We start from the raw sequence: 25,191 nt of genomic DNA, 5'->3' as shown, positions 1-25,191 counted from the left end.
CTGCTTTATGCCCAAAGTGACCTTTGACCAGGCAGCCGTAACCGTTCCGGTGGACCACCTCCCGGAACCCAAGGCCCTCCTGGACGGCGTGAGCCTGCAGCTGACGGAGCAGCGGGTGGGCGTCATCGGTGCCAACGGTTCCGGGAAGTCCACCCTCCTGCGCCTGGTCAACGGGCTCGTCCAGCCCAGTTCCGGCCACGTGCTGGTGGACGGCGCGGACACTGTCCGGTCCGTCCGGGCCGTGCGCCGCACCGTCGGGTTCGTCTTCACCGATCCCCTCTCCCAGCTGGTCATGCCCACCGGCCGGGAGGACGTGGAGCTGTCCCTGCGCCGGTCCGTGAAGAACGGTGCCGAGCGGCGCAGGCTGGCGGAAAACGCCCTGGACCGGCTGGGCCTGCTGCACCTGGCGGACCAGAGCATCTACGAACTGTCCGGCGGCGAGCGGCAGCTGATGGCCCTCGCCGCCGTCCTCGCCGTCGAGCCCGCCGTGCTGGTCCTGGACGAACCGTCCACCCTGCTGGACCTGCGCAACCGCGAACTGCTGCGCCGGACCCTGGCCGGCCTGGACCAGCAGGTCATCATGTCCACCCATGACCTGGACATGGCCCTGGACATGGACCGCGTCCTGGTCATCGACCAGGGCAACGTAGTGTTCGACGGCGCCGCCGCCCCCGCCGTGGCCGCCTACCGGGCGCTCTGCCTGGCAACCCTGGACACGCAGGAAGCGCAGCCGTGAGGGGACACGGCTTCCTGCTCGCCAATTACGTCCCGGGGCATTCCCTGGTTCACCGGGCGCCGCTGGTCTTGAAGTTCCTCCTGGTGTTCGCCTGCGGCCTGGCATCGTTCGTGACAGTGGACTGGCGGATGTCGCTGGCGATGCTCGGCGCACTCTCCGGCCTCTTCCTGCTGACCGGTGCGGGCCTGAAGCGGCTGTGGGCTGCCATCCGCCCGCTCGCTGCCGTACTGCTGGTCATCGGCCTGTTCCAGTGGTGGCAGCTGGGCGCCCCGACCGCGGGCAGGATCGTCCTGAACATCCTTGTCTGCGTGGTGGCCGCATCCCTGCTCACCGCCACCACCCCCGTCCATAAACTCCTCGACGGCGTGGTCAAGGCGGCAGGCCCCTTCAAAAGGTTCGGAGCCGATCCGGAACGCTTCGCCCTGACCATCGGGATCATGCTGCGGAGCATCCCCTACATTGCCGGGACCTTCGCCGACGTCCGCGACTCCGCTCGGGCCCGGGGCCTGGAACGGAACCCGCGGGCCCTGGTCCTGCCGGTGTTCATCACCTCCGTGGCGTTCGCGCGCCAGACGGGCGAGGCCCTCGCCGCCCGCGGACTGGGCGAAGCCGACGACGAGACCGACGACTGAGGCGTTTCCGCCGGTATCCGGGGCCTAGCCGTCCTGGAGCTGCCGGTACTCCAGCAGGGCAGCCGTGCCCATCCCGCCGGCACTGCTGATCATTGCCAAGGCCAGGCTGCCCGGAGCCCCCGCCCGGCGCGCCTGCGCCAGGAGGCGTGTCACCAGGACGGCGCCGGATGCCCCGTACGCATGGCCCAAAGCCAGCGCACCGCCGTCGGTGTTCGCCCGTTCCGGCGCGATGCCCAGCTGGTCCAGGCATGCCAGGGTCTGGGAAGCAAAGGCCTCGTTGAATTCCACGAAGTCAAGCTCATCGGCGGCACGGCCGGCCCCGGCCAGGGCATCGCGGGCCGCCGTGGCGGCCCCCACGCCCAGGATTTCCGGATGCACGCCGGCGGTGCCGGTGCCGAGCACCACAAGGCCGTCGGCGGCCCCCATTGCCCGTGCCCGTTTAAGGGACGTGATCACGACGGCGGACGCGGCGTCGGCATCGAAGCAGGAGTTTCCGGCGGTGACGGTTCCGCCGTCGACAAAGACGGCCGGAAACCTCGCCATCACCGCGGGAGTCAGGCCGCGGCGGGGGCCATCGTCTGTCGACACGGTTCCAGAGCCGGTCTCCAGGGCAACCAGTTCGTCGTCGAAATGCCCTGCATCCGCGGCTAAAAGGGCCCGACGGTGACTTGTCAGCGCGAAAGTATCCTGGCGCTCCCGGCTGATCCCGAACCGTTGGGCCACTGTCTCGGCAGCCGGACCCATGTCCGGATCGCCGAAATCCGCCGGCACAAACTGGGCGCGTCGGTAGAATTCGGCGCCGCCGTCGTCCGTCCGGTGGGCACGCAGGGGCGCCGTACTGGTGCTTTCCACTCCCCCGGCAAGGAAAAGGGGGCTGCCGCCAGCTGCCACCAGCCGGGCCGCGAGGACGATGGCGTCCAGGCCCGAACCGCATTGGCGGTCAACAGTGATGCCCGGAACACTGACCGGGAGGCCCGCCTCCAGCAGTGCCAGGCGTGCCACGTTCCCACCGCCGCCCACCGCGTTTCCGATGACCACATCGTCAACGGCTGCCGGTTCCGTACGGGTTTCGGCCAGCAGTTCCCGCAGCACGGGTGCCAGCAGTTGGTGTGCCCGCAGCCTGCCCAGCGCCCCGTTGGTGCGGCATACCGGGGTCCGCCTGGCGGCGATGATCACCGGCTGCCGGTCCGCCGGCAACAGCTCAGCCGCCAAGGTTCCGCACCCGCCGGTCGTTCGTGTGGATCCAGTCCAGCAGCATGTTGCGGCTGATCTTACCGGCGCCGGTCACGGGAAGTTCCGAGAGGACGAAGTACTGCAGCGGCCGCTTGTCCCGGGGCAGGATCTCCTCCAGGCCCGCGCGCAGCTGCGCCGCCGTGATCCCGCCGGCGGACGGAACGATGCCCGCCACCACGCGCTGGCCGCGGAGATCGTCCGGCATGCCAGCAGCCACCGCCGCGGCCACCCCGGGCACGGCCGCGAGGGCCAGCTCCACCTCATGCGGATAGACGTTCTTGCCGGAGCTGAGGATCATGTCCGCGCGGCGGCCCAGGATGTGCAGTTCCCCTGCCTCCAGGTAGCCCTGGTCCCCCACGGTGAACCAGTTGCCGAAGGACCGCAGGGCCTGCCCGTCGTCCCCCCACAGGTAGCCGTTGCTGACCATCCCGCTCCGCACGCAGATGTTGCCGGATGCGCCGCCGGGCACAGGCTTCCCGGCGTCGTCGAGGATGGCAACCTCCACGCCCGGGAACGGCTGGCCGATGCCGGTTCCGCCGACGGCCGCAGGCTCGCCGGCAGGCAGCCCGGCACCGGACACGAAGCTCAATTCCGAGGCGCCGTAGTACTCAAAGATGGTGGCATGCGGCGCCCAGCGCCGGGCAGCCTCAAGGGTCCGTGCGTCCAGCTTTGAACCCGCGCAGATGATGGTGCGCACCCCGGAGGCGTCCACGCAGCCGGTAAGGCCGCGTTCGCTGAGCATCCGCAGCATAGTGGGCACCAGGACCAGCCGGGTGACGCGGTCGTGGGTGATCGCTGAGTGGACGTCCCCGACGTCGAAATGCTCGAGCGTCTGGAATTCCGAGCCGGCGTAGAGGCACTCGCTCAACGCGTACAGGTTCAGGCTTGCGGCCAGCGGACCGGGGGCCAGCGCTACGTCATCCTGCCGCAGGCCGAAAAACTCGATGGAGGCGTCAAAGGACTGCTGCCAGGAGCGCCGGGACCTGGTGAACGCCTTGGGTACGGACGTGGTGCCGGACGTCAGCCCAATCAGGAAGGTGCTCTCCGCCGGCCCGTCGCGAAGTTCGTCGTCCGGTGACACCATTCCAGGTAAGGCCGAGGCCTCGATGCGGCGGATGATGTCTTCCTGCAGGTGCGGGTGCCATGCGGGATCCAGGACGGCGCACTGGCGCACGCCTGCCACGGCGGCCGTGAAGTTGACGGCGAAACCGACGGAATTGGCCTCACACAGTGCGGTGACCGCCTTCGTTTCCGCAACCTGGGCGGCCGCGGCGTCCCGGAGTTCGGCCCAGGAAAGGCGGCGGCCCGCGACCACGACGGCGGTGTCGTGGGGCCGTTCGCCGGCCCATCGCTGGATTCTGTTGAGGAAAGGCATCGGATCAACTTTACCGGCCTGCACGGATTGACCTCCGGGCCCGAGGGTAATGTGACTTCATGAGTTTCAACGACAATGTGCAGCTGGACCCCTCGCAGGTCCAGGACCGGCGCGGCATGGGCCGCGGAGCGAAAGTGGGCGGCGGCATCGGCGGCGGTCTGCTGCTGCTGATCGCCGCTCTCCTGGGTGTCAACCCCCAGCTCCTGGAGGGCCTGGCGGGCGGCGCTGCTCCCGCCCCGCAAAGCCAGGGCACCGCCCCGGCCTGCAAAACCGGTGCCGACGCCGATGCGCGCGTGGACTGCCGCATCACCGGCACCGTCAACAGCCTCAACGCGTTTTGGCCCGCCTACCTGGAGCAGTACAGCGTCCAGTACCCCCAGCCCGAGACGGTGATTTTCGACGAAGCCGTGAGCACCGGCTGCGGAACGGCCTCCAGCGCCGTGGGTCCGTTCTACTGCCCCACCGACACCACCGCCTACTTTGATCCCGGATTCTTCACGGAACTCGTAAACCGGTTCGGTTCCTCCGGCGGGCCGCTGGCCCAGGAGTACGTGGTGGCGCACGAGTTCGGCCACCACATCCAGAATGTCCTGGGCTACCTGGACCGCGCGCAGCAGGATCCGCAGGGCCCTGAGTCCGGCGCCGTCCGGGTTGAACTTCAGGCCGACTGCTACGCGGGACTGTGGGCCAAGCACGCCTCCACCCAGCCCGGCCCGGACGGCCAGCCGTTCCTGGAAGCCCTCACCCAGCAGGACCTGAATGACGCGCTGTCCGCGGCTTCCGCGGTGGGCGATGACCGCATCCAGGAAGCGGCCACCGGACGGGTCACGCCCGAGGCCTGGACGCACGGCTCCAGCGAGCAGCGCCAGCGCTGGTTCTACCGGGGCTACGAAACCGGCGACATCAACCAGTGCGACACGTTCTCCGCCCCGGGCCTGTAGGGGCCTCCCGTCTTTAAACCCCGACGGCCCGGCCACCTTCGCACAGAAGGTGGCCGGGCCGTCGTCGTACTTTAATTTAGATGTTGAAGCCGAGGGCCCGCATCTGGTCCTTGCCGTCGTCGGTGATCCGTTCCGGACCCCATGGCGGCATCCACACCCAGTTCAGGCGCCAGTCGTCAACAACACCGTCCAGTGCCTTGCCCACCTGCTCCTCGAGCACGTCGGTGAGCGGGCAGGCGGCGGTGGTGAGCGTCATGTCGATCAGCAGTGCGCCGTCGTCATCGGAGTACTTCAGCCCGTAGAGCAGGCCAAGGTCCACCACGTTGACCCCGAGCTCGGGGTCGATGACGTCCTTCAGCGCCTCTTCGACATCCTCCAGGGCCGTGCGGCCCGGCGTGATTTCGGTCATGGCAGAGTCCTAACTAGGCCTGTACTGCTGCGGGAGCGGCGACGGCGGGGCCGGCGCCCTTGGCGTAGCGGTCGTAGCCTTCTTCTTCCAGGCGGTCGGCCAGCTCGGGGCCGCCCTCCTCAACAACCTGGCCGTCCACGAACACGTGCACGAAGTCCGGCTTGATGTAGCGGAGGATGCGGGTGTAGTGCGTGATGAGCAGGGTGCCCATGTTGCCCTGTGCGTGGGCGCGGTTGACGCCCTCGGAAACAACCTTGAGCGCGTCAACGTCCAGGCCGGAGTCGGTCTCGTCCAGGACGGCGAACTTCGGCTTGAAGAGTTCCAGCTGCAGGATCTCGACGCGCTTCTTCTCACCGCCGGAGAAGCCTTCATTGACGTTGCGCTGGGCAAAGTCGGCGTCGATGCGGAGCTGTTCCATGGCCGCCTTGACGTCCTTGGTCCAGGTGCGCAGGGCCGGAGCCTGGCCGTCGATGGCCGTCTTGGCGGTGCGCAGGAAGTTGGTCATGGTGACGCCGGGAACCTCCACGGGGTACTGCATGGCCAGGAACACGCCGGCACGGGCACGCTCGTCAACGCTCATCTCCAGGACGTCTTCGCCGTCGAGGGTGATGGAGCCGCTGGTGACGTTGTAGCGGGGGTGGCCTGCGATGGTGGAGGCCAGCGTGGACTTGCCGGAGCCGTTGGGGCCCATGATGGCGTGGGTTTCGCCGGTCCGGATGGTCAGGCTGACGCCCTTCAGGATCTCCTTGGTGCCCTGCTCCGTGTCAATGCTGACGTGCAGGTCCTTGATCTCAAGAGTTGACATGCTCTTCTTTCTTGTTCGTTCGTAAGTCTTGTGCTGCAGGGCGCTCAGTAGTTGTCTACTGCCGCGCCGTTCAAAACGTTGGTGACATCCACGTAGACGTCGTCGCCGTCGAGCTCGACGGCGAACACGGGAACGGGATCGTAGGCGGGGAGCTGGAGGGGCTGGCCGCTGCGCAGGTCGAACTGCGAGCCGTGCCCCCAGCACTCGATGGCGCAGCCTTCCACGTCCCCTTCCGAGAGCGAGATGTCGGCGTGCGAGCAGGTGTCCCCGATGGCGTGGATATCACCCATGGAATCCCGCACCACGGCTACCGGGTAGTCGTCGATCAGGATGCGCAGCGCCTGTTTGACCTGGATGTCGTTGGCGCTGCAAACCAGCTCGCCCTTGGGCTTCCCACTCATGCGTCCCTGCCTGTCCCTCGTCAGTTTTCTGTTGCCGTGAGTTCGCGTTCCACAGCCTCGGTCAGGCGCTCTTCGAGGGCCGGGACCTTGATCTGCTGGATGATCTCATTGAGGAACCCGCGGACCACCAGGCGGCGGGCAACGTCTTCCGGAATGCCGCGGGCCATGAGGTAAAACAGGTGCTCGTCGTCGAAACGGCCGGTGGCGCTGGCGTGGCCGGCGCCTTCGATCAGGCCGGTCTCGATCTCGAGGTTCGGCACGGAGTCCGCGCGGCAGCCGTCGGTCAGGACCAGGTTCTGGTTCTTCTCGTAGGAGTCGGTGCCTTCGGCCTGCTTCTGGATGAGGACGTCGCCAACCCAGACGGTGTGCGCACCCTTGCCCTGCAGCGCGCCCTTGTACAGGACGTTGGACTTGCAGTTGGGCATGTTGTGGTCCACGAACGAACGGTGCTCCAGGTGCTGCCCGGCGTCGGCAAAGTACAGGCCGAGGAGTTCCGCCTCGGCCCCTTCGCCGGAGAACCGGACGTTGGAGTTCAGGCGGACGATCTTGCCGCCAAGGGTGACGGCGATGTGCTTGTAGACGGCGTCCTTGGCCACCTCGGCGTCGTGCTGGGCCAGGTGCTTCGCGTCAGCTTCCCACAGCTGGACGGAAACCACCGTCAGCTGGGCGCCGCCGCGGACGAAGACCTCAACGTTGCCGTTGTGGTCGGCTGCGCCGTCGTGCTCCAGGATGACCACGGCGCGGCTGTTTTCGCCGGCCTCGATCACATGGTGGGAGTTGGAGCGGCGGCCTGCACCGTTGCCGGTCAGGACGACACGGACGGGCTCGTCCAGTTCGGCGTTTGCCGGGATCTGGATGTGCAGCGCGTCGTCAGTGTTGGCGGAAGCCACGACGGCGGCGCGGTCGGCCGGGACCAGGGTGGTCCCGCGGGGGGCCTCGCCTGCGTGCAGCGTGCGCTGGACGACGGCGGCGGGCGCCTCGAACGCGACGTTCAGGACGCCGGCGTCGCTGGGTGCGTCGGAGAGGAGGTTGGCCAGTTCACGCACGGGGGTGAAGCGCCATTCCTCTTCCCGGCCGTTGGGCAGGGCGAAGTCGGCGACGTCGTGGCTGGTCAGGCGCTCCGCGCGGGAGGCCATGACCTGCACGCCGTGGCTGTGGTGGCGGTCAACCTTGGCGGGAACGAGCTGTTCGCCTTCCTCGGTGAAACCTGCGATCGACGGTGCGCCGATGCGCGCCTTTTCGGTTGTAGCTTCGGCAGTCATTAACCGACGGATCCTTCCATCTGGAGTTCGATGAGGCGGTTCAGCTCGAGGGCGTATTCCATGGGGAGCTCACGGGCGATCGGCTCGATGAAGCCGCGCACGATCATGGCCATGGCCTCGTCCTCGGGCATGCCGCGGGACATGAGGTAGAACAGCTGCTCCTCGCTGACGCGGGAGACCGTTGCCTCGTGTCCCAGCTGCACATCGTCCTCGCGGATGTCGATGTACGGGTAGGTGTCAGAGCGTGAAATGGTGTCCACGAGCAGGGCGTCGCAGCGCACGGTGTTGGCCGAGTGCTTGGCACCTTCACGGACCTGCACCAGGCCGCGGTAGGCTGCACGGCCGCCGCCGCGGGCCACCGACTTGGAGATGATGGAGCTCTTGGTGTTCGGCGCGATGTGGACCATCTTGGAGCCGGTGTCCTGGTGCTGGCCCTCACCGGCAAACGCGATGGAGAGGGTCTCGCCCTTGGCGTGCTCGCCCACAAGGTAGACGGCCGGGTACTTCATGGTGACCTTGGAGCCGATGTTGCCGTCGACCCACTCCATGGTGGCGGCCTCTTCGCAGATGGCACGCTTGGTCACCAGGTTGTACACGTTGTTGGACCAGTTCTGGATGGTGGTGTACCGGACGCGGGCGCCCTTCTTGACGATGATTTCCACCACGGCGGAGTGCAGGGAGTCCGAGGTGTAGATCGGTGCCGTGCAGCCTTCGATGTAGTGGACGTAGGAGTCCTCGTCGGCAATGATCAGGGTCCGCTCGAACTGGCCCATGTTCTCAGTGTTGATGCGGAAGTATGCCTGCAGCGGGATGTCGACGTGGACGCCCTTGGGGACGTAGACGAAGGACCCGCCCGACCACACGGCGGTGTTCAGCGAGGCGAACTTGTTGTCGCCCACCGGGATCACGGTGCCGAAGTATTCCTGGAAGATCTCCGGGTGCTCCTTCAGCGCGGTGTCGGTGTCCAGGAAGATGACGCCCTGGGCCTCGAGGTCCTCGCGGATCTGGTGGTAGACAACCTCGGACTCGTACTGCGCGGCAACACCGGAAACGAGGCGGCTGCGCTCGGCTTCCGGGATACCCAGCTTTTCGTACGTGTTCCGGATGTCCTCGGGCAGGTCTTCCCAGGTGGCTGCCTGCTTCTCCGTGGAACGGACAAAGTACTTGATGTTGTCAAAGTCGATGCCGGACAGGTCCGCACCCCAGGTGGGCATGGGCTTGCGGTCGAAGTACTTCAGGCCCTTGAGGCGCAGGTCGAGCATCCAGTCCGGTTCGCTCTTCTTGGCCGAAATGTCGCGGACTACCTCTTCGTCAAGCCCACGGCGTGCATTGGCGCCGACGTCGTTCTTGTCAGCCCAGCCGTACTCGTAGTTGCCGATGCCATGGAGCTCGGGATTCTTTTCCAGAATTTCCGAGATCACAGTGTTTTCGGCTACCGCTTTCTCTGATAGTTGGTCCGTCATCACGGCCTTTCTTGCTGATGGTTGATTTCTTCGTTCAGGCGGGCGGGGGCTGCCGGAGGCCTTGTGGGCTCCTGGACAGACGGCCTGCCTGTAGGAATGTGGGTGGTGCAGACGTGCCCGCCGCGGGACAGCGTGGACAGCCGGCGCACGTCAACGCCCACCAGCCGCGAAAACACTTCCGTTTCCACGTCGCAGAACACGGGGAAGCGTGCGGCAAGCTGCTGGATCGGGCAGTGGCCCTGGCACAGCTGGACGCTGGACAGCGCGGCCGGCAGGGGTGCCTTGGCCTCGATGGTGGCGGTGGACGAGACGAAGTTGTCGCGGGTCAGGGCATCGGAAAGGGCCCGGGCGCGGTCGCTGATGTCCGGACCGGCCTTTTCGATCTCCGGCGCATACCGCCGTTCCATATCCGAGAATCGCTCGACGGCGAATGCGCGGACGGCGTCGGGCCCGGCAACCTTCTGCAGCTGCTGGAGGGCCAGGGCGGCGATGTCCAGGTAGTCATTGCCGAGGCTGGACTGGCCCTGGGAGCTAAGGACGTACCGCCTGGCGGGCCGGCCCGCGCCGGCACCGGACTTGGCTACCCTCTTGACTTCAATGACGCCGTCGCGGGATAAATGGTCCAAGTGGCGGCGTACTGCCGCCGGGGTGAATCCGAGCAGGTCGCCGAGTTCGGCGGCACTGACAGGTCCGTGTTCCAGGACCGCCGCGAGGACGCGGTCGCGGGTACGCTCATCGGCATCAGCCACCGGACCGGTAGCCATCCGGCCCCGGTCTGCGGGAGCCTGGGAGGCTCCGTGCCCGGCAAAAGGCACAGCAGTAGCATTGCTCATGGAATACACAACACAATCATGGCGTAATTTAGTCCCCCGCTCCAGTAAGGACAGGCTGACCTCAGCCCGGGCTCCGGCAGGACGGCAGCTAATACTACTTCCCGTAGAATACTGGGGTGCGTTCCCCCCAATCCCCTGTTCTGTCCATCAGCGGGCTCATAAAGGATGTTGGTCCGCTGCCCAGCCTGGACGGAAAGATGCTCCGGGTGGTCAGCGGCGTTTCACTGACCGCCGAACGGGGACAGGTCACCGCACTGCTCGGGGCCAACGGGGCAGGGAAAACCACCACCCTTGAATGCGCCCAGGGCCTGCAGAAACGCACCGGCGGCAGCATCTCGCTGCTCGGGCAGGATCCCGCTACGGCAGGGGCCGGATTGCGGTCCCGCGTTGGTGTCATGCTCCAGGATGGCGGGCTCCCGCCGTCGGCACGCCCTATTCCGCTGCTGCGCCACGTTGCCGGACTGTATGCCCGGCCCTGGCCGGTGGATGAGCTGGTTCAGCGCCTGGGGATTGATACCTTTAGCCGGACGACGGTCCGCAGGCTTTCCGGCGGGCAAAAGCAGCGCCTGGCCCTTGCGGCTGCCCTGATCGGCAGGCCGGAAGTCCTCTTCCTCGACGAGCCCAGCGCGGGCCTGGACCCCCAGTCCAGGCAGCTGGTGTTCGACCTCATTGCGGAGCTCCGCGACGCCGGGATGGGAATCATCCTCACCACGCACCTCATGGATGACGCCCAGCGCCTTGCGGACTACGTCTACATCATTGACGGCGGCCGGAACGTTGCCGAGGGAACAGTGCAGGAACTGCTACAGCGCGCCCCGGAGGTAGAGGCAGGTGCCGAACACGTCCGGACACTGTTTTTTGAAGCACCCCCTGGGCTTGACCTTTCCAAGGTCCTCCCGGCCGGCATTGATGTGACCGAGGACCGGGCCGGCAGCTACTGCGTCACGGGTGCATTGACACCCCACCATCTCGCCGCCCTTGCCGCATGGTGGGAAGCGCATGACATCATGCCGGGTTCGATGAGCCTGCAGGCGCGTAGCCTTGAAGACGTCTTTCTGGATATTTCGGGAAAGGATATCCGATGACCCGGAACCCCGCCGACGCAGTCCTGACCGGACCTGCCGGCCAGCAGGAGCCTGCCACCCTGCTGCGGCGCGTGCTGCTGCAGGGCAAGTACGAGTCGCTGGCGATGCTGCGGAACGGGGAACAGCTGATCCTTGCCGTTGTGCTGCCGCTGCTTGCCCTGGTCGGCCTGACCGTGACGCCATTCCTGGACGGAATGGGCGCGAGCCGGATCGATGTGGCCGTTCCAGGCATCCTGGCCCTGTGCGCCATGTCCACGGCCTTCACCGGGCAGGGCATCGCCACCGGTTTCGACCGCCGCTACGGCGTGCTCCGCCTTCTGTCCACCACTCCCCTGGGCCGCGGCGGACTCATTGCCGGCAAGGCGCTCTCGGTCCTGGCGGTACTGTGCCTGCAGGTTGCAGTGGTCACTGGCGTGGCGCTGGCGCTGGGCTGGCAGCCGCCGGCGGCGGGCTGGCTTCCCGGGCTGGCGCTGCTGGCACTGGGCGCGGCCGCCTTCACTGCGCTGGGCCTGCTGGTGGCGGGAACCGTCCGGCCGGAGGCCACCCTCGCGATCACCAACCTGCTGTGGATCCTCCTGGGTGCCCTGGGCGGCATTGTTCTGCCCGCCGAAAAGCTCCCGGCAACGGCCCAGTCTCTGGTCGGTTTCCTGCCGTCCGGCGCTTTGGGCGAATCCCTGCGCGAGGCATTCCTTGGCGGCGGCCTGAACGCCGGCGCCGCCCTCATACTGTTGCTCTGGACCCTGGTCGCCGGGGCAGCAGCCATCCGTTGGTTCAAGTGGAATTGAGATAATCGTGAGCACGGCTTCACGCCTACCCCAACTGGCCGGGCGCCTGGTATCAAGGCTGCCCCGCACCGTGGACGCCCGGGTGCGCCGCCTCGCCGTCGCCTCCCTGATCGGCCAGACACTTCTCGTGGTCACAGGCGGGGCGGTCCGGCTGACCTCTTCCGGCCTTGGCTGCCCCACCTGGCCGCGCTGCACGGAAACATCGCTGGTCAACACCCCTGAGATGGGCATCCACGGCTTCATCGAGTTCGGCAACCGGCTCCTCACTTTTGCGCTGGCCGCCGTCGCCGCCCTCATGCTGGTCTATCTGTGGAACCTTCGCAAGGAACGCAGGGACCTCTTCCTCCTCGCCCTCGGCCTGCTCGCCAGCATCCCCGCCCAGGCAGTGATCGGCGGGATCACCGTCCTGACCAACCTCAACCCCTGGGTGGTGGGCCTGCACTTCCTGGTGTCGATGGCCCTGGTGGTGTTTGCCACCCTGCTGGTGAACCGGGCCTTTGGCAGGACCGGCAGGTTCATGGCCTACCGGCACCGCGCCCTGCCGGGAATCATGCGCCCGGTAACGTCCGCCGTCGCGCTTTTTTCCGCCCTTGCCGTGATGCTCGGCGTGGTAGTGACGGGAGCCGGTCCGCACGCCGGCGACGCGGACGCGCCGCGGAACGGCCTTGACTGGGACCTGTTTTCCCACATCCATGCGGTTCCGGCGTACCTCATTACCGCCGGTACGGTCGTGGCCCTGGCGCTGGTGTTCATGCGCGGCATCACCGGCCCGTTCCGGACTGCCGTGCTGGGGCTCCTGGGCGTGACGGTCCTGCAGGCAGTCATCGGCTTCACCCAGTACTACAACGGCATTCCGGTGCTGCTCGTGGCCGCCCACATGCTCGGGGCCGCGCTGCTCATGTCCGCGGCCACGAACGCCTGGGACATCGCCCGCTCCAGCCCGGTGGAGTAGGACTCCACGACAAGTCAGCAAAGTGCGAAGCGCCCCGGTTCCAAGGAACCGGGGCGCTTCGCGTCATGGGCCGCTACTTTAACCCCGGGTCAACGCACCGGCCCGGCGTTCGCCAATTCCGCAGCAGGGGCCGCATCCAGGAACTCAAGCCCGGATGCGTTGACCAGCAGCACGCGCGCCGTCGCGATGTCGTAGAACAGGCCCGTTGCCTGCACGGCACCCCTTGCCAGCGCGGGACCGATCACCGGGTGGGTTTCCAGCTTCGCAAGCTGCACCGCCACGTTGACCATCCCCAGCTGGTCCGCTTCGCCGTAACCGGCCTCGGCTGCAGCCAACGCCACCGGGTGGCCCGCCTGCAGCTCCTCGTAGCTTGGCCGCGCATGTTCCAGCCAGGCGTCAAACCCTGCACCGAGGGATGTGGCAGTGCTGCCGCCGGCGTCCGCGATGACGGCCTTCATGGCCCCGCAGTTCGAATGCCCGCAAACCACGATTGATTTCACGCCCAGGCCTCTGACGGCAAAGGACAGGGCGGAATCGATGGAGGCATCCTGCCCGTCGTGGCACACCACGTTCCCGATGTTCCGCAGCGTCAGCAGGTCGCCCGGGCCGCTGCTGGTGATCAGGTTGGGGTTCACGCGGGAATCCACGCAAGCGATGAACAGCGCGTCCGGGTTCTGGCCTTCCGCCAGGTTCTGCACCATGGGCCGGACCTTGTCTGCAAAGCGGCGGTGGTATTTGTTGATCCCCATCAGGAGCGAACGCCGCGGGTCCCGTCCGGCCTCCTGCGCCGGCCCGCCCGCCTGCCACGAGCTCCTGGGCGGCAGCGGGAGTTCGCTGGCTTCCTTCCGCTGGGGGGCGCGGTCCGCAGCATCGCGGAACAGGCTGTTGCCGTGCTCCTCAACATGGACGGTACCCCCGGCGGCTTCGTACTGGCGGCGCCAGGCGAGCACCGCCTCCCGGAACGCATGATCCAGGTAGTCGGCGTTCAGTTCCACCACAACGTCCTTGCGCTCCGGAACCGAATGCAGCACCCGGTTCAGCCGCGGCAGGGAGAAGAAGCTGCAGGACCCGTTGATGGTGATCCGCCACAGGACCGACGGCGGCACGGGCTGGTGCGCCTGGACGGACGCGCGCAGCACGCGCCACAGCACGCTGGCCGCGGCCAGCGCCAGCCCGATGAGGACGCCCTCCAGCAGGTTGAGGAAGACGACGCAGAGCAGCGTGACGGAGTAGATCAGGAAGTCTCCGGTGCGGAGGCTGGTGCGGATATCCGCCACCTTGATCAGCCGGGCACCGATCACCACGAGCAGTCCGGCGAGGACAGCCATCGGTATGAGCTGGATGAGGCCGGCGAAGAGGGCCGAGAAGGTCAGGACCCAGACACCGTGCAGGACCGCCGAGGTCCGCGTGGCGGCACCGGCTTCCACGTTGGTGGCGCTGCGCACGATGACGCCCGTGACGGGAAGTCCGCCCAGGGAGCCGGAGACGATGTTGGCTGCTCCCTGGCCCATCAGTTCCCGGTTCAGGTTGGTGCGTGGTCCTGCCTGCATTTTGTCGACGGCGACGGCGGACAGCAGCGATTCGATGCTGGCGATCAGGGCCATGGAGAGGACGGCGAATGCAGCGGCCCGCCAGTTGCCGTCCGGCAACTGGGGCAGCGCAACGGCGTCGAAAATCGAACCGGAGAAGGAGATGCGCTCAACGGCGGGCGCAAACGCAACGGACAGGGCCGTTCCGGCGGCGACGGCGGCCAGCGGCCCCGGAATCCGCCGCACTGCCGGCGGCAGGTGCTTCCAGACAAGCAGGATGGCCACGACGGCGAGGCCCAGCAGCGCGGCATGGAGTTCGAGGTTGGTGATGGCCGACGGAAGGGCAGTCAGGTTCTCCAAGGCTGAACCAGCCGCCCGGGAGCCGAGCAGGACGTGGATCTGCTGCAGGATGATCGTGATGCCGATGCCGGCGAGCATCGCCTTCACCACCACCGGCGAGACCGCCAGTGCTGCCCTGCCGACGCGGCTGATACCCAGCAGGAGCTGGACGACGCCTGCCGCGGCCGTGATGGCGCAGGTTACCTGCCAGCCGAATTCCTGGACCAGTCCGGCCACGATGACGGTCAGTCCGGCAGCGGGCCCGCTCACCTGGAGGGGCGAGCCGCCCAGGCTGCCGGCCACGATGCCGCCCACGGCGGCTGCGATAAGGCCGGCCATGATCGGGGCGCCGGAAGCCGCGGCAATGCCTAGGCTCAACGGCAGGGCCACAAGGAACACCACCAGCGACGCAGGAAAGTCCGAGCGGAGGTGTTTGAGGAAGTGCGGGGTCCGGGATCTGTTCGTGCTTCCGGATTGGTTGGCTGCCGGGGGACTGGAACTGGGAACGGTGGTGGGGTCGGATTCCTGTGCCATGGATTTCCTTTGCTCGCGGGCCGGATCCATTCCAGAGTAGGCAGACAGTCATGAACAGTGACATAAAACGTGATCGATATGACAATTGCTGTCATGCCGTGTCCGTCCAGCGCCGGCGCATGATGCTTGCCTGATTCTGCCCAAGAATTGCACTTGCACTATCAAGAACCAGGGGAAGTCTTGATGCGGCGGGGGCATGCTGATTCCAGCAGCACACCCGACGGGACCAACCGCTCCGCCGGCGCCTTAGGCAACAAGCGATATTCGTGGGGCAGGAAGAGCTATGAAGCAAACAGCAGCGCTGGAAGTAATATCCGTCGTCCGCGGCAGCACCACTGACCGCCCAGCGGCCTGACATGAAACGCATAGCAGAGCGCCAGGCCCTCGGCAGGCCAGCATGCACGGGCACGGACGTCAAAGCGCCGGGCGGGCCCGGTTACCCCACCGGAAGATGGACTCCAAACGTTGCTCCACAGGCATGGAACTCCGGTAACTGCATTCAAGACGGCGAGCAGCTCTGGCCCGACTGCCGCGACTGAAAGCCGGAGCGCCGCGCCCGGTCTTGGCGGAAACTGTATAACCTTCAGCCTGCGGTGGATGGAACGTTCGCCGCGAAGCTGCGCAATGGCGGACAGTCCTGCATTGGAGCCAACCGCATCAACCGGCTGCGACTCGGCAGGCCACTTCTTCGCCCCGACCGGCCGGCTAATCGTGGGCATCAACCAAGGCGTCCCGTCCAACGCTCCTGCGCTCGTCGGCGGCATCACGCAGTCAGGCCTTGGACGCGGAAGCGCCGAAGGTTCGAAGAATTCGAAACAATCCGCTTCTACAACGTGGCTCCACGCCCGACTGACTAACACACGCTCCCGGAACTCGTCAGCCTGACCCGGCGGGGACAGCTGACAACTGGCAGGAGCGACCACTGAGACCGGCGCCAGGGCGCCGGTCTCCCGCATATGTAGTGACGGAGACGCCGCCGGTGTACGATTGTTGACAATCTACGATCTGCGAGAAAGGTCAAGAGAGATGCGACAAAGTCGTCGTTCATCTGCATGCAGAGCCCGCCGGCGCCACCACCGCTTTAAAGCCGGGACCCACCAAAGGTGCAAAGGGGCTTCTTAACCCCGCCAGTGGAGGAGACGAGCGCCTTTCCGGATACTGGGGGGCGTGGGCGTAGTGCTCATCCTGATAGTAGTCACCGCAGCCGGCATAGTGACCAGCTCCAGTGCTGTCCTGCAGGTTCAACGGCGCCCCACAAGCACAGGCAGCAACGAAAAATCCTGCCTGCCGCTGTTGCAGGTCATTGCCGGGATCCTTGCCCTGGGCTCGATCGTTCTCGCTACTCATTTTCAACTGGGTGCGTTGCGATGACTGAAGCCACATCCATTGCGCCCACGGATCCGAGTTCAACGGCTCCAAAACCATCCCCTGCCGGAGCCCCAACCCCTCGAGGGCCTGAGATGGTGTTCCATGATCCCCTCTCCCATTACCTGCCCGGGACGCCTGCAGGTATCTCTCTTCACGGGTCATCCATCCATCACGCACGACCGAGCTGAAAACGTGCAGCTAAGAGAAAAACTGCTAGCCGGGCCGCCGCGATAGAAGCTGTTTCGCGCGACCTGAAACTTCTTGCACTAAGCAAAGGAAGCACCGCGGGCTAGCTCCCGGCCCCGGCTCGCGGCGGGAAGCCGTCCCCGGGGAACCGCGCCGAAAACGCGAACGGGCCGCACCCTCGATGAGGGAGCGGCCCGCACGTCAGGATCGTGTCAGGCGGGTCGGCGCTCAGTCGAAGCCGTGGCAGTAAACCTTGCGAATGGTTTCGGTCACCACCCAGCGGCCCGACCAATCCTTGGGCTGCACGATCACGTCACCACCGGAGATCTCGTAGCTGGTGCCGGTGGCGCCGTCGGTAACGGTTGCGCGGCCGCTCACGATGTAGCACACCTCGGTGTCTTCCCGAGGAGTCACATCCCAGCCTCCGGGCTGGCACTCCCAGACACCCGTCTTGATGGCGGTGTCGAACTTCAGGATCGACGTCTTCGGGTCGCCCGAGTCGTAGCCAGGACGGTGACCATTGGGCTCGAGCTCCCCGACGATTTTGGCCGCAGGCACGTACACGTACGGACGCATAAAGTTCTCCTTTTGTCGCGTTGTCAATTGTTGACAATCGTAATGGATCGCGAAGCCAATGTCTACACATGAAGATTAATCAAAACTCACGGAGGTACCCGCAGGAGTGCGTCATCGACAAGTGACGAGATCGTGAACTGGGGAAGCAATTCTCGGGGAACGCAGCCCTGCACCCTATGGAACGGTCTGGAGAGCAGACTGCGTCTCTATTTCTCGGTCGACCATTGAACTTGCAGCGACCTCCATAAAATCGCCGTTGAGCACGAGAAGTTGGCTGCGTTCGCTTTGGAAGGTGACATCGACGGTTTCCGCCAGGAGATGCCAATCAGTTCCACAATGCGCTTCGCGCCGAAGATGCAGACCAGACGCAGGTTTAGTCCCGCTGCGACGGGGGAAAGCGGGTCCGTGCCGACAGGCGCCGGACTTAGCCTCCCATAACGGCCGGACCGATGAACGGGTCAACAGCCAGCGCAATGAACAGCAGGGTCAGATAGCTGATGGAACCGTGGAAGACCTTCATGGCACGCTTGCCGGAGATCTCTTCACGCTGGGCCTGGTTGTACAGGGAATGTGATTCGTACAGGAACCATGCACCGGCGAGGACCGCGGTTGCCGTGTAGACCCATCCCGCACCGCCGGCCGGAACCAGGAGGAGCGAGCAGGCCACCATGGCCCAGGCGTAGAGGACCACCTGGACAGAGACCACCTTGGCGCCAGCGATGGCTCCCAGCATGGGCACCTTTGCGTTGCGGTAGTCCTCGCCGTACCGCATGGACAGCGGCCAGTAGTGCGGCGGCGTCCAGAGGAAGATCACCATGAAGAGGATGATGGCGGGCCATTCCACGGTATTGGTTACGGCCGCCCAGGCAATCAGCACGGGAAAGCAGCCTGCGGCGCCGCCCCAGACAATGTTCTGTGCGGTGCGGCGCTTGAGGATGATCGTGTAGATCACCACGTAGAAGAAGATGGCGCCCAGGCCCAGCCAGGCGGACAACGGGTTGGCCCCGAACCATAGGATGGCGATGGCCGCTGCCCCCAGGACCCACGAGAACACGAGTGCCTCGCGCGGGGTGACCTCGCCGGTCACGAGCGGACGGTTTTCGGTGCGGTGCATCAGTTTGTCGATGTCGCGGTCGATGTAGCAGTTGAAGGCACCGGCACTGCCTGCCGCGAAGGCACCGCCCACCAGAGTGGCCAGAATCAGTCCGATGGAGGGGAAGCCGCGCTCCGCGTAGATCATGGTGGGCAGCGTGCTGACCAGCAGCAGTTCGATAACGCGGGGTTTGGTGAGGGCGAGATACGCCTTGGCCTTACGGGCAAACCCGGCACCTGACGACCGGGATGCGTTCAGCGGCGTATCTGTTGTGCTCACGGTGGCAGTCACCCGTTCTGTGTGGCAGTTGTGTCTGGCGGTGCAGCTACGGACGGCTGGAAAGGTCCGCTGCCCGGCATTGGCCTCCGAATATCATACCGTGCCGCCACCCTCCCACCTGCCCGCTGATATGCACACTTGATCGCTCGGGTGCCAATTCGAGCAGATTAACTCAGGCTCACTTCAGGCTGATTCATATAAGGGGAAATTGCGTCCAAATCCTGAGATTTGCGCTGCCCGGACTTTGGAATGGAGCTAAGCTGTCACCAGATCAGCACGCAGCAGGGAAGCGGTGGAAAACGCATTCCCAGATTGCAAGTGGCTGAGTGAGAGATCAACGTTTCGATGGTGAACGGCTGGTACACACCGCAGCGGGCGCCACACAGCGTGCCTTTACTCGGACCCGGTGTGCCGCCTGCCATCAGCACAGAGAGGGGCCCGGTTTTCGTGCCACATTTGGAAGAGCAAGAACTGTCTTGGACCGACCTGGACCAGCGCGCCGTGGACACCGTCCGCGTGCTGGCCGCCGATGCCGTGGAGAAGGTTGGCAATGGCCACCCCGGCACTGCGATGAGCCTGGCTCCGGCCGCTTACCTGCTGTTCCAGAAGCTGATGCGCCACGATCCGCGGGATCCGGACTGGATCGGCCGTGACCGCTTCATCCTCTCCCCCGGCCACACGTCGCTGACGATCTACATCCAGCTGTTCCTCTCCGGCTACGGCCTGGAGCTGAAGGATCTGCAGGCGCTGCGGACCTGGGGGTCGCTGACCCCCGGCCACCCGGAGTACAAGCACACCGCCGGTGTGGAAATCACTACCGGCCCGCTTGGCCAGGGCCTGGCCTCCTCGGTGGGCTTTGCCTACTCGCAGCGCCGCCAGCGCGGCCTGTTCGACGCCGACGCCGCCCCGGGCACCAGCCCGTTCGACCACACCATCTGGGTTATCGCGTCCGACGGCGACCTGCAGGAAGGCGTCACGGCCGAGGCTTCCTCGCTGGCCGGCCACCAGGAACTGGGCAACCTCGTTGTCATCTACGACGAGAACCACATCTCCATCGAGGACGACACCGACATCGCCTTCACCGAGGACGTCCTGAAGCGGTACGAGGCCTACGGCTGGCACGTCCAGCGCGTTGACTGGACCAAGACCGGCGAGTACAAGGAAGACGTCCAGGAGCTCTACTCCGCGCTGCTTGCTGCGAAGGCCGAGACCTCCAAGCCGTCCATCGTGTCGTTGCGCACCATCATCGGCTACCCCGCCCCGAAGAAGCAGAACACCGGCAAAATCCACGGTTCGGCCCTGGGTGCCGAGGAAGTCGCTGCGCTGAAGACGGTGCTGGGCTTCGATCCCGCCAAGTCCTTCGAGGTTGACGAGGAAGTCCTGGCCCACGCCCGCTCCGTGGTGGACCGCGGCGCCGCAGCCCGCAAGGAATGGGAGGAGTCCTTCAACGCCTGGCAGGCCGCCAACGCCGAAGCCGCCGCGCTGCTGCAGCGGATCGAGGCCAAGGAACTTCCGGCCGGTGTGGATGAGGCCCTGCCGGTCTTCCCGGCCGGCAAGGACGTTTCCACCCGCGCCGCGTCCGGCAAGGTTCTGAACGCCCTCGGCCCGGTCCTTCCCGAACTCTGGGGCGGCTCCGCCGACCTCGCCGAGTCCAACAACACCACCATCGAAGGTTCGCCCTCGTTCGTCCCGGCGTCCAAGCAGACCGATGCATGGTCCGGCAACCCCTACGGCCGGGTCCTGCACTTCGGCATCCGCGAACACGCCGCCGCGTCGATCGTGAACGGCATCAGCCTGCACGGCCGCACCCGTGCGTTCTCCGGCACCTTCCTGATCTTCAGCGACTACCAGCGCCCGGCGATCCGCCTCGGTGCGCTGATGGGAGTCCCGTCCCTGTACGTCTGGACCCACGACTCCATCGGCCTGGGCGAGGACGGACCCACCCACCAGCCGGTGGAACAGCTCGCCACCCTGCGCGCCATCGTGGGCCTGGACGTCGTCCGCCCCGGTGACGCCAACGAAGTGGCAGTTGCCTGGAAGACCATGCTGGAAAACCACGACAACCCGGCCGGCATAGTCCTGACCCGCCAGAACATCCCCACCTGGGAACGCGGCGAGGGCGTTGCCTCCGGTGACACCTTCGGCTCCACCGCCGGTGTTGCCAAGGGCGGTTACGTCCTGGCCGAAGCGTCCAAGGACGGTGCCACCGTCCCGGCCGACGTCATCCTGATCGCCACCGGCTCCGAGGTCCAGCTCGCCGTCAAGGCCCGCGAAACCCTGCAGGCCGAAGGCATTGCCGCCCGCGTCGTGTCCATGCCGTGCGTTGAATGGTTCAACAAGCAGGACGCCGCCTACCGCGAATCCGTCCTGCCTGCCGCCGTCAAGGCCCGCGTGTCCGTCGAAGCAGGACTTGCCCTGGGCTGGAAGGAATTCGTCGGCGACGCCGGCCGTTCCATCAGCCTCGAGCACTACGGCGCTTCCGCCGACTACAAGCGCCTCTTCCAGGAGTTCGGCATCACCGCGGAGGCAGTCGCCGCCGCCGCCAAGGACTCCCTCGCCGGCCTCCAGGCCTAAACCCAGAACACTTGAGGAGATAAACCATCATGACTACTCCCACCCAGCAGCTCTCCGACGCCGGAGTTTCCATCTGGCTTGACGACCTGTCCCGCGGACGCCTGGAAACGGGCACCCTTGCCAAGCTCATCGAAGAGAAGAACGTGGTTGGCGTGACCACCAACCCCTCCATCTTCCACGCCGCCATCACCGCCGGCACCGACTACGACGCGACCATCGCCAAGCAGGCCGCCGCCGGTGCCAGCATCGAAGACACCATCTTCGAAATCACCACCACCGACGTCGCCGACGCCTGCGACCTCTTCGCCCCGGTGGCAGCAGCCACCAACGGCGTGGACGGCCGCGTCTCCATCGAGGTGGACCCCCGCCTGGCCTGGGACACCGCCGGCACCATCGCCGAGGCCAAGCACCTGTTCAAGAAGGTCAACAAGGACAACGTCCTGATCAAGATCCCCGCCACCCTGGAAGGCCTTGAGGCGATCACCGCCACCCTGGCCGAGGGGATCAGCGTCAACGTGACCCTGATCTTCTCCCTGGAGCGCTACCGCGCCGTCATCAACGCCTTCCAGTCAGGCCTGGAACAGGCCAAGGAAAACGGCCACGACCTCTCCAAGATCCACTCCGTGGCCTCCTTCTTCGTCTCCCGCGTGGACACAGAGATCGACAAGCGCCTGACCGCCATCGGCACCGATGAAGCCCTCGCCCTCAAGGGCAAGGCCGGCGTCGCCAACGCCCGCCTGGCCTACCAGGTCTACGAAGAGCTCTTCGCCACCGAACGCTGGAACCTGCTGGCCCAGTCCGGCGCCCGCCCGCAGCGGCCGCTCTGGGCCTCCACCGGCGTGAAGGACCCGGCCTACCCGGACACCCTCTACGTCACCGAACTCGTCGCCCCGGGCGTGGTGAACACCATGCCCGAGAAGACCCTGGATGCCACCTTCGACCACGGCGTGGTCACCGGGAACACCATCAGCGGCACCTACGCCGAGGCCAATGCCACCCTCGACGCCCTGGAGAACCTCGGCGTCTCCTACAACGACGTCGTCGCGATCCTGGAATCCGAAGGCCTGGACAAGTTCGTGGCCAGCTGGAAGGAACTCCTGGCCGACGTCGAAGGTGCCCTCGCCTCCGCACGGAAGGCTTCCTAGTCCCAGATGAGCACTCTCAGCTACGACGCCACCGGCGCAGCACAGCAGGCACTCGAGCAGCACATTCCCACCCTGGTGGCGGATCGGATTGCCACCCGGATCTTCGCCAAGGACCACACCCTGTGGGGTACGGACGCCGAGTCCGAGTCGGCAATCCGGCTTGGCTGGGTGGAAGCAGCCACCGTCTCCCAGCCCCTGGTGCAGGACATCCTGGAACTCCGTGACGCCCTTCGGGCCGAGGGTGTGACCCGCATCGTGCTTTGCGGCATGGGCGGATCCTCGCTGGCACCCGAGGTCATTACCGGTACCGCCGGCGTCGAGCTGACAGTGCTGGACAGCACGGACCCGGACCAGGTCCGTGCTGCCCTGGCGGACCGGCTGGCCGAGACCGCGATTGTGGTCTCGTCCAAGTCGGGCTCCACCGTGGAAACGGATTCCCAGCGCCGCGTGTTCGAGAAGGCGTTCAACGACGCCGGCATCGACGCCGCAAGCCGGATAATCATTGTCACCGATCCGGGTTCCCCGCTGGACAAGGCTTCCCGTGAGGCCGGCTACCGTGCGGTGTTCAACGCCGACCCCAACGTGGGCGGCCGTTTCTCGGCGCTGACCGCCTTCGGCCTGGTGCCGTCGGGCCTGGCCGGCGTGGACATCCAGGCCTTCCTGGATGAAGCCGAAGAAGCTGCGGAAATCCTCAATGAGGACGCACCGGAGAACATCGGCCTGGCCCTCGGTGCTGCGCTGGGCGGCACCACGCCGCTGCGCAACAAGATCGTGATTGCCGAGGACGGATCCGGCATTGTCGGTTTTGCCGACTGGGCCGAGCAGCTCATCGCGGAATCGACGGGCAAGCTGGGCACGGGTGTCCTGCCGGTTGTTGCAGGCCCCGCCTCCCCCGAGGTCAGCTACGGCGCCCCGGACGTGCTGGTGGTGCGCCTTGTGAACGCGGACGCCGACGTCGAACTCGGCGAAAACCAGGTAGCCATCGCCGGCGGCCTGGCACCGCAGATGATGGTGTGGGAGTTCGCAACGGCCGTCGCCGGCCGCCTGCTGGGCATCAACCCGTTCGACCAGCCGGACGTGGAGGCAGCCAAGGTCGCTGCCCGCGGCCTGCTGGACGCACAGCCCGAACCCACGGCTGCGGCGTTTGTCGACGGCGCCATCGAGGTCCGCGGCGGCGACTGGCTCGGTGACGCAGCCACCGTCCAAGGTGCCGTGAAGGCCCTGCTGGGCACGCTGTCCCCGGACAGCTACCTCAGCGTCCAGGCTTACTTCGACCGCCTGGCCTTCGCGGAACTGGAAGGCATCCGCGACGAGCTCGCGGCCGCCACCGGGCGGCCCGTGACCTTCGGCTGGGGACCGCGCTTCCTGCACTCCACCGGCCAGTTCCACAAGGGCGGTCCCGCCATCGGTGTGTTCCTCCAGGTGACGGCATCCGCGGCGGAAGACCTGGCCATCCCGGACCGGCCCTTCACGTTCGGTGAGCTGATTTCCGCGCAGGCTGCGGGCGATGCCCAGGTCCTGGAAGGACACGGCCGCCCCGTCCTCCGCCTGCACCTGACCAACCGTGCCGCCGGCGTGGCGCAGCTGCAAGACATCATCGCAGCGCTCTCCGCCCGCGCATCCGCAACCGAAAGCTAAAGGCGCACAAGCACTATGCCAGAAACTGAATGCGGCAGGAAGGCCGCGGGCCGGGGGCGGAATCCGCTCCGGGATCCGCGGGACCGCCGTTTGAACCGGATTGCGGGTCCGTCGTCGTTGGTGCTGTTTGGGGTCACTGGCGATTTGGCGCGGAAGAAGTTGATGCCGGCGGTGTATGACCTCGCCAACCGCGGGTTGCTGCCGCCGAGTTTCGCGCTGGTGGGCTTCGGGCGCCGGGAGTGGAGTGATGAGGATTTCGCCGCTCAGGTGAAGTCCTCGGTGCAGTCGTATGCGCGGACGCCGTTTGATGAGGCGGTGTGGAACCAGCTCGCCGAGGGCATACGGTTCGTGCAGGGCGAGTTCGACGACGACGGAGCGTTCCAGCGGCTCGGTGACACGGTCAAGGAACTCGATGAGGTCCGCGGCACCCGCGGGAACCACGCGTTCTACCTGTCGATCCCGCCGAAGGCGTTTGAGCAGGTCTGCCGGCAGTTGTCCAAGCACGGGCTCGCGCAGGCCGACGGGGACAAGTGGCGCCGGGTGGTGATCGAGAAGCCGTTCGGGCATGACCTTGAGTCCGCCCGGAAGCTCAACGACATCGTGGAGTCCGTGTTCCCGCCGGATGCGGTGTTCCGGATCGACCACTACCTGGGTAAGGAAACGGTGCAGAACATCCTGGCGCTGCGGTTCGCGAACCAGCTGTTTGAGCCGTTGTGGAACGCGAACTATGTGGACCACGTCCAGATCACGATGGCAGAGGACATCGGCACCGGCGGCCGGGCGGGGTATTACGACGGCGTGGGCGCTGCCCGCGACGTTATCCAGAACCACCTGCTGCAGCTGCTGGCCCTCACGGCGATGGAGGAGCCCATCTCCTTCAACGCCGATGATTTGCGGGCGGAGAAGGAAAAAGTCCTCGCAGCGGTCAAGCTCCCCGAGGACCTGTCCACGCACTCGGCGCGGGGGCAGTTCACCGGCGGCTGGCAGGGCGGTGAGCAGGTCCAGGGCTACCTGGAGG

At 66.2% G+C, this 25,191-nt stretch carries 21 protein-coding genes; 10 read left to right on the top strand and 11 right to left on the bottom strand.

What is annotated here, in order from left to right:
• Positions 1–7: 7 nt before the first annotated feature.
• Positions 8–736 carry an energy-coupling factor ABC transporter ATP-binding protein gene (locus AC5RT3_RS14775; protein WP_494124545.1) on the top strand — a complete coding sequence of 243 codons (729 nt, stop codon included), beginning with the start codon at positions 8–10 and terminating at the stop codon, positions 734–736.
• Entirely contained in the window at positions 733–1,368 is a 636-nt protein-coding gene (locus AC5RT3_RS14770; RefSeq protein WP_494009097.1) for an energy-coupling factor transporter transmembrane component T family protein, read from the top strand. The genes AC5RT3_RS14775 and AC5RT3_RS14770 overlap by 4 nt, the downstream gene beginning before the upstream one ends.
• A 24-nt stretch (positions 1,369–1,392) precedes the next feature.
• Here the strand turns inward: AC5RT3_RS14770 and AC5RT3_RS14765 are convergent, their stop codons facing one another.
• Together AC5RT3_RS14765 and AC5RT3_RS14760 are read right to left on the bottom strand one after the other, a co-directional pair.
• Positions 1,393–2,580 carry a thiolase family protein gene (locus tag AC5RT3_RS14765; RefSeq protein WP_494124544.1) on the bottom strand — a complete coding sequence of 396 codons (1,188 nt, stop codon included), beginning with the start codon at positions 2,578–2,580 and terminating at the stop codon, positions 1,393–1,395.
• Complete coding sequence (locus tag AC5RT3_RS14760) at positions 2,570–3,976, bottom strand: class I adenylate-forming enzyme family protein (RefSeq protein WP_494124543.1); 1,407 nt, start codon at positions 3,974–3,976, stop codon at positions 2,570–2,572. Before AC5RT3_RS14760 ends, AC5RT3_RS14765 begins: the two co-directional genes overlap by 11 nt.
• A 59-nt stretch (positions 3,977–4,035) precedes the next feature.
• On the opposite strand from AC5RT3_RS14760, the gene ypfJ reads away from it, so the two are divergent.
• Positions 4,036–4,917, top strand: a complete 882-nt coding sequence (gene ypfJ / locus AC5RT3_RS14755; RefSeq protein ID WP_494124542.1) for a KPN_02809 family neutral zinc metallopeptidase — start codon at positions 4,036–4,038, stop codon at positions 4,915–4,917.
• Positions 4,918–4,993: 76 nt separating this feature from the next.
• Here ypfJ and AC5RT3_RS14750 read toward each other — a convergent pair whose 3' ends face one another.
• The 6 genes from AC5RT3_RS14750 to AC5RT3_RS14725 are packed head-to-tail and all read right to left on the bottom strand — an operon-like array spanning position 4,994 to position 10,090.
• Positions 4,994–5,326 (bottom strand): metal-sulfur cluster assembly factor, encoded by a 333-nt coding sequence (locus AC5RT3_RS14750; RefSeq protein WP_009357674.1) that lies wholly within the window; start codon positions 5,324–5,326, stop codon positions 4,994–4,996.
• 13 nt (positions 5,327–5,339) lie between these two features.
• A complete protein-coding gene (sufC, locus tag AC5RT3_RS14745) occupies positions 5,340–6,131 on the bottom strand; it encodes a Fe-S cluster assembly ATPase SufC (protein WP_494009093.1) in 792 nt (263 codons plus the stop codon).
• 44 nt (positions 6,132–6,175) lie between these two features.
• Positions 6,176–6,532: a non-heme iron oxygenase ferredoxin subunit gene (locus AC5RT3_RS14740; RefSeq protein WP_494009092.1), complete on the bottom strand. Its 357-nt coding sequence runs from the start codon at positions 6,530–6,532 to the stop codon at positions 6,176–6,178.
• A 20-nt stretch (positions 6,533–6,552) separates the two neighbouring features.
• Positions 6,553–7,794, bottom strand: a complete 1,242-nt coding sequence (sufD, locus tag AC5RT3_RS14735; protein WP_494124541.1) for a Fe-S cluster assembly protein SufD — start codon at positions 7,792–7,794, stop codon at positions 6,553–6,555.
• Positions 7,794–9,257 (bottom strand): Fe-S cluster assembly protein SufB, encoded by a 1,464-nt coding sequence (gene sufB / locus AC5RT3_RS14730; protein ID WP_494009090.1) that lies wholly within the window; start codon positions 9,255–9,257, stop codon positions 7,794–7,796. The genes sufD and sufB overlap by 1 nt, the downstream gene beginning before the upstream one ends.
• The gene (locus tag AC5RT3_RS14725; RefSeq protein ID WP_494052281.1) at positions 9,257–10,090 is read right to left on the bottom strand and encodes a helix-turn-helix transcriptional regulator; all 834 of its coding nucleotides are present in this window, start codon (positions 10,088–10,090) and stop codon (positions 9,257–9,259) included. Before AC5RT3_RS14725 ends, sufB begins: the two co-directional genes overlap by 1 nt.
• A 116-nt stretch (positions 10,091–10,206) precedes the next feature.
• Here AC5RT3_RS14725 and AC5RT3_RS14720 point away from each other — a divergent pair, with 116 nt between their 5' ends.
• The 3 genes from AC5RT3_RS14720 to AC5RT3_RS14710 are packed head-to-tail and all read left to right on the top strand — an operon-like array spanning position 10,207 to position 12,912.
• Positions 10,207–11,175, top strand: coding sequence for an ABC transporter ATP-binding protein (locus AC5RT3_RS14720; RefSeq protein WP_494052280.1), 969 nt, complete (start codon positions 10,207–10,209; stop codon positions 11,173–11,175).
• Positions 11,172–11,960: an ABC transporter permease gene (locus tag AC5RT3_RS14715; RefSeq protein ID WP_494052279.1), complete on the top strand. Its 789-nt coding sequence runs from the start codon at positions 11,172–11,174 to the stop codon at positions 11,958–11,960. Before AC5RT3_RS14720 ends, AC5RT3_RS14715 begins: the two co-directional genes overlap by 4 nt.
• A gap of 7 nt (positions 11,961–11,967) precedes the next feature.
• Positions 11,968–12,912 (top strand): COX15/CtaA family protein, encoded by a 945-nt coding sequence (locus tag AC5RT3_RS14710; RefSeq protein WP_494124540.1) that lies wholly within the window; start codon positions 11,968–11,970, stop codon positions 12,910–12,912.
• Between the two features lie 89 nt (positions 12,913–13,001).
• On the opposite strand, the gene AC5RT3_RS14705 is transcribed toward AC5RT3_RS14710, so the two are convergent.
• The 3 genes from AC5RT3_RS14705 to AC5RT3_RS14695 form a co-directional block, all read right to left on the bottom strand.
• Positions 13,002–15,314 carry a SulP family inorganic anion transporter gene (locus AC5RT3_RS14705; protein WP_494124539.1) on the bottom strand — a complete coding sequence of 771 codons (2,313 nt, stop codon included), beginning with the start codon at positions 15,312–15,314 and terminating at the stop codon, positions 13,002–13,004.
• Between the two features lie 1,782 nt (positions 15,315–17,096).
• A complete protein-coding gene (locus tag AC5RT3_RS14700; RefSeq protein WP_494052276.1) occupies positions 17,097–17,444 on the bottom strand; it encodes a cupin domain-containing protein in 348 nt (115 codons plus the stop codon).
• 424 nt (positions 17,445–17,868) lie between these two features.
• Positions 17,869–18,828 (bottom strand): heme o synthase, encoded by a 960-nt coding sequence (locus AC5RT3_RS14695; protein WP_494009083.1) that lies wholly within the window; start codon positions 18,826–18,828, stop codon positions 17,869–17,871.
• 444 nt (positions 18,829–19,272) lie between these two features.
• On the opposite strand from AC5RT3_RS14695, the gene tkt reads away from it, so the two are divergent.
• The 4 genes from tkt to zwf all read left to right on the top strand — a co-directional run.
• Positions 19,273–21,390, top strand: coding sequence for a transketolase (tkt, locus tag AC5RT3_RS14690; protein WP_494124583.1), 2,118 nt, complete (start codon positions 19,273–19,275; stop codon positions 21,388–21,390).
• A gap of 29 nt (positions 21,391–21,419) precedes the next feature.
• Entirely contained in the window at positions 21,420–22,535 is a 1,116-nt protein-coding gene (gene tal, locus AC5RT3_RS14685) for a transaldolase (RefSeq protein WP_494052274.1), read from the top strand.
• A 6-nt stretch (positions 22,536–22,541) separates the two neighbouring features.
• Positions 22,542–24,173 (top strand): phosphoglucose isomerase-related protein, encoded by a 1,632-nt coding sequence (locus AC5RT3_RS14680; RefSeq protein WP_494124538.1) that lies wholly within the window; start codon positions 22,542–22,544, stop codon positions 24,171–24,173.
• 15 nt (positions 24,174–24,188) lie between these two features.
• A partial coding sequence (zwf, locus tag AC5RT3_RS14675) for a glucose-6-phosphate dehydrogenase (protein ID WP_494124537.1) occupies positions 24,189–25,191 on the top strand: 1,003 nt, incomplete at its 3' end.

The organism is Arthrobacter sp. Y3221159 (assembly GCF_059089885.1).
This window is presented reverse-complemented; position numbering and strand designations above follow the sequence as displayed.

What these genes read in the sequence shown, in the direction of transcription:
- ypfJ (WP_494124542.1), top strand. Translation starts at nt 4,036, where the DNA reads ATGAGTTTCAACGACAATGTGCAGCTGGACCCCTCGCAGGTCCAGGAC.
- AC5RT3_RS14750 (WP_009357674.1), bottom strand. Translation starts at nt 5,326, where the DNA reads ATGACCGAAATCACGCCGGGCCGCACGGCCCTGGAGGATGTCGAAGAG.
- sufD (WP_494124541.1), bottom strand. Translation starts at nt 7,794, where the DNA reads ATGACTGCCGAAGCTACAACCGAAAAGGCGCGCATCGGCGCACCGTCG.
- AC5RT3_RS14700 (WP_494052276.1), bottom strand. Translation starts at nt 17,444, where the DNA reads ATGCGTCCGTACGTGTACGTGCCTGCGGCCAAAATCGTCGGGGAGCTC.
- sufC (WP_494009093.1), bottom strand. Translation starts at nt 6,131, where the DNA reads ATGTCAACTCTTGAGATCAAGGACCTGCACGTCAGCATTGACACGGAG.
- AC5RT3_RS14760 (WP_494124543.1), bottom strand. Translation starts at nt 3,976, where the DNA reads ATGCCTTTCCTCAACAGAATCCAGCGATGGGCCGGCGAACGGCCCCAC.
- AC5RT3_RS14740 (WP_494009092.1), bottom strand. Translation starts at nt 6,532, where the DNA reads ATGAGTGGGAAGCCCAAGGGCGAGCTGGTTTGCAGCGCCAACGACATC.
- sufB (WP_494009090.1), bottom strand. Translation starts at nt 9,257, where the DNA reads ATGACGGACCAACTATCAGAGAAAGCGGTAGCCGAAAACACTGTGATC.
- AC5RT3_RS14725 (WP_494052281.1), bottom strand. Translation starts at nt 10,090, where the DNA reads ATGAGCAATGCTACTGCTGTGCCTTTTGCCGGGCACGGAGCCTCCCAG.
- AC5RT3_RS14715 (WP_494052279.1), top strand. Translation starts at nt 11,172, where the DNA reads ATGACCCGGAACCCCGCCGACGCAGTCCTGACCGGACCTGCCGGCCAG.
- AC5RT3_RS14775 (WP_494124545.1), top strand. Translation starts at nt 8, where the DNA reads ATGCCCAAAGTGACCTTTGACCAGGCAGCCGTAACCGTTCCGGTGGAC.
- AC5RT3_RS14705 (WP_494124539.1), bottom strand. Translation starts at nt 15,314, where the DNA reads ATGGCACAGGAATCCGACCCCACCACCGTTCCCAGTTCCAGTCCCCCG.
- tal (WP_494052274.1), top strand. Translation starts at nt 21,420, where the DNA reads ATGACTACTCCCACCCAGCAGCTCTCCGACGCCGGAGTTTCCATCTGG.
- AC5RT3_RS14680 (WP_494124538.1), top strand. Translation starts at nt 22,542, where the DNA reads ATGAGCACTCTCAGCTACGACGCCACCGGCGCAGCACAGCAGGCACTC.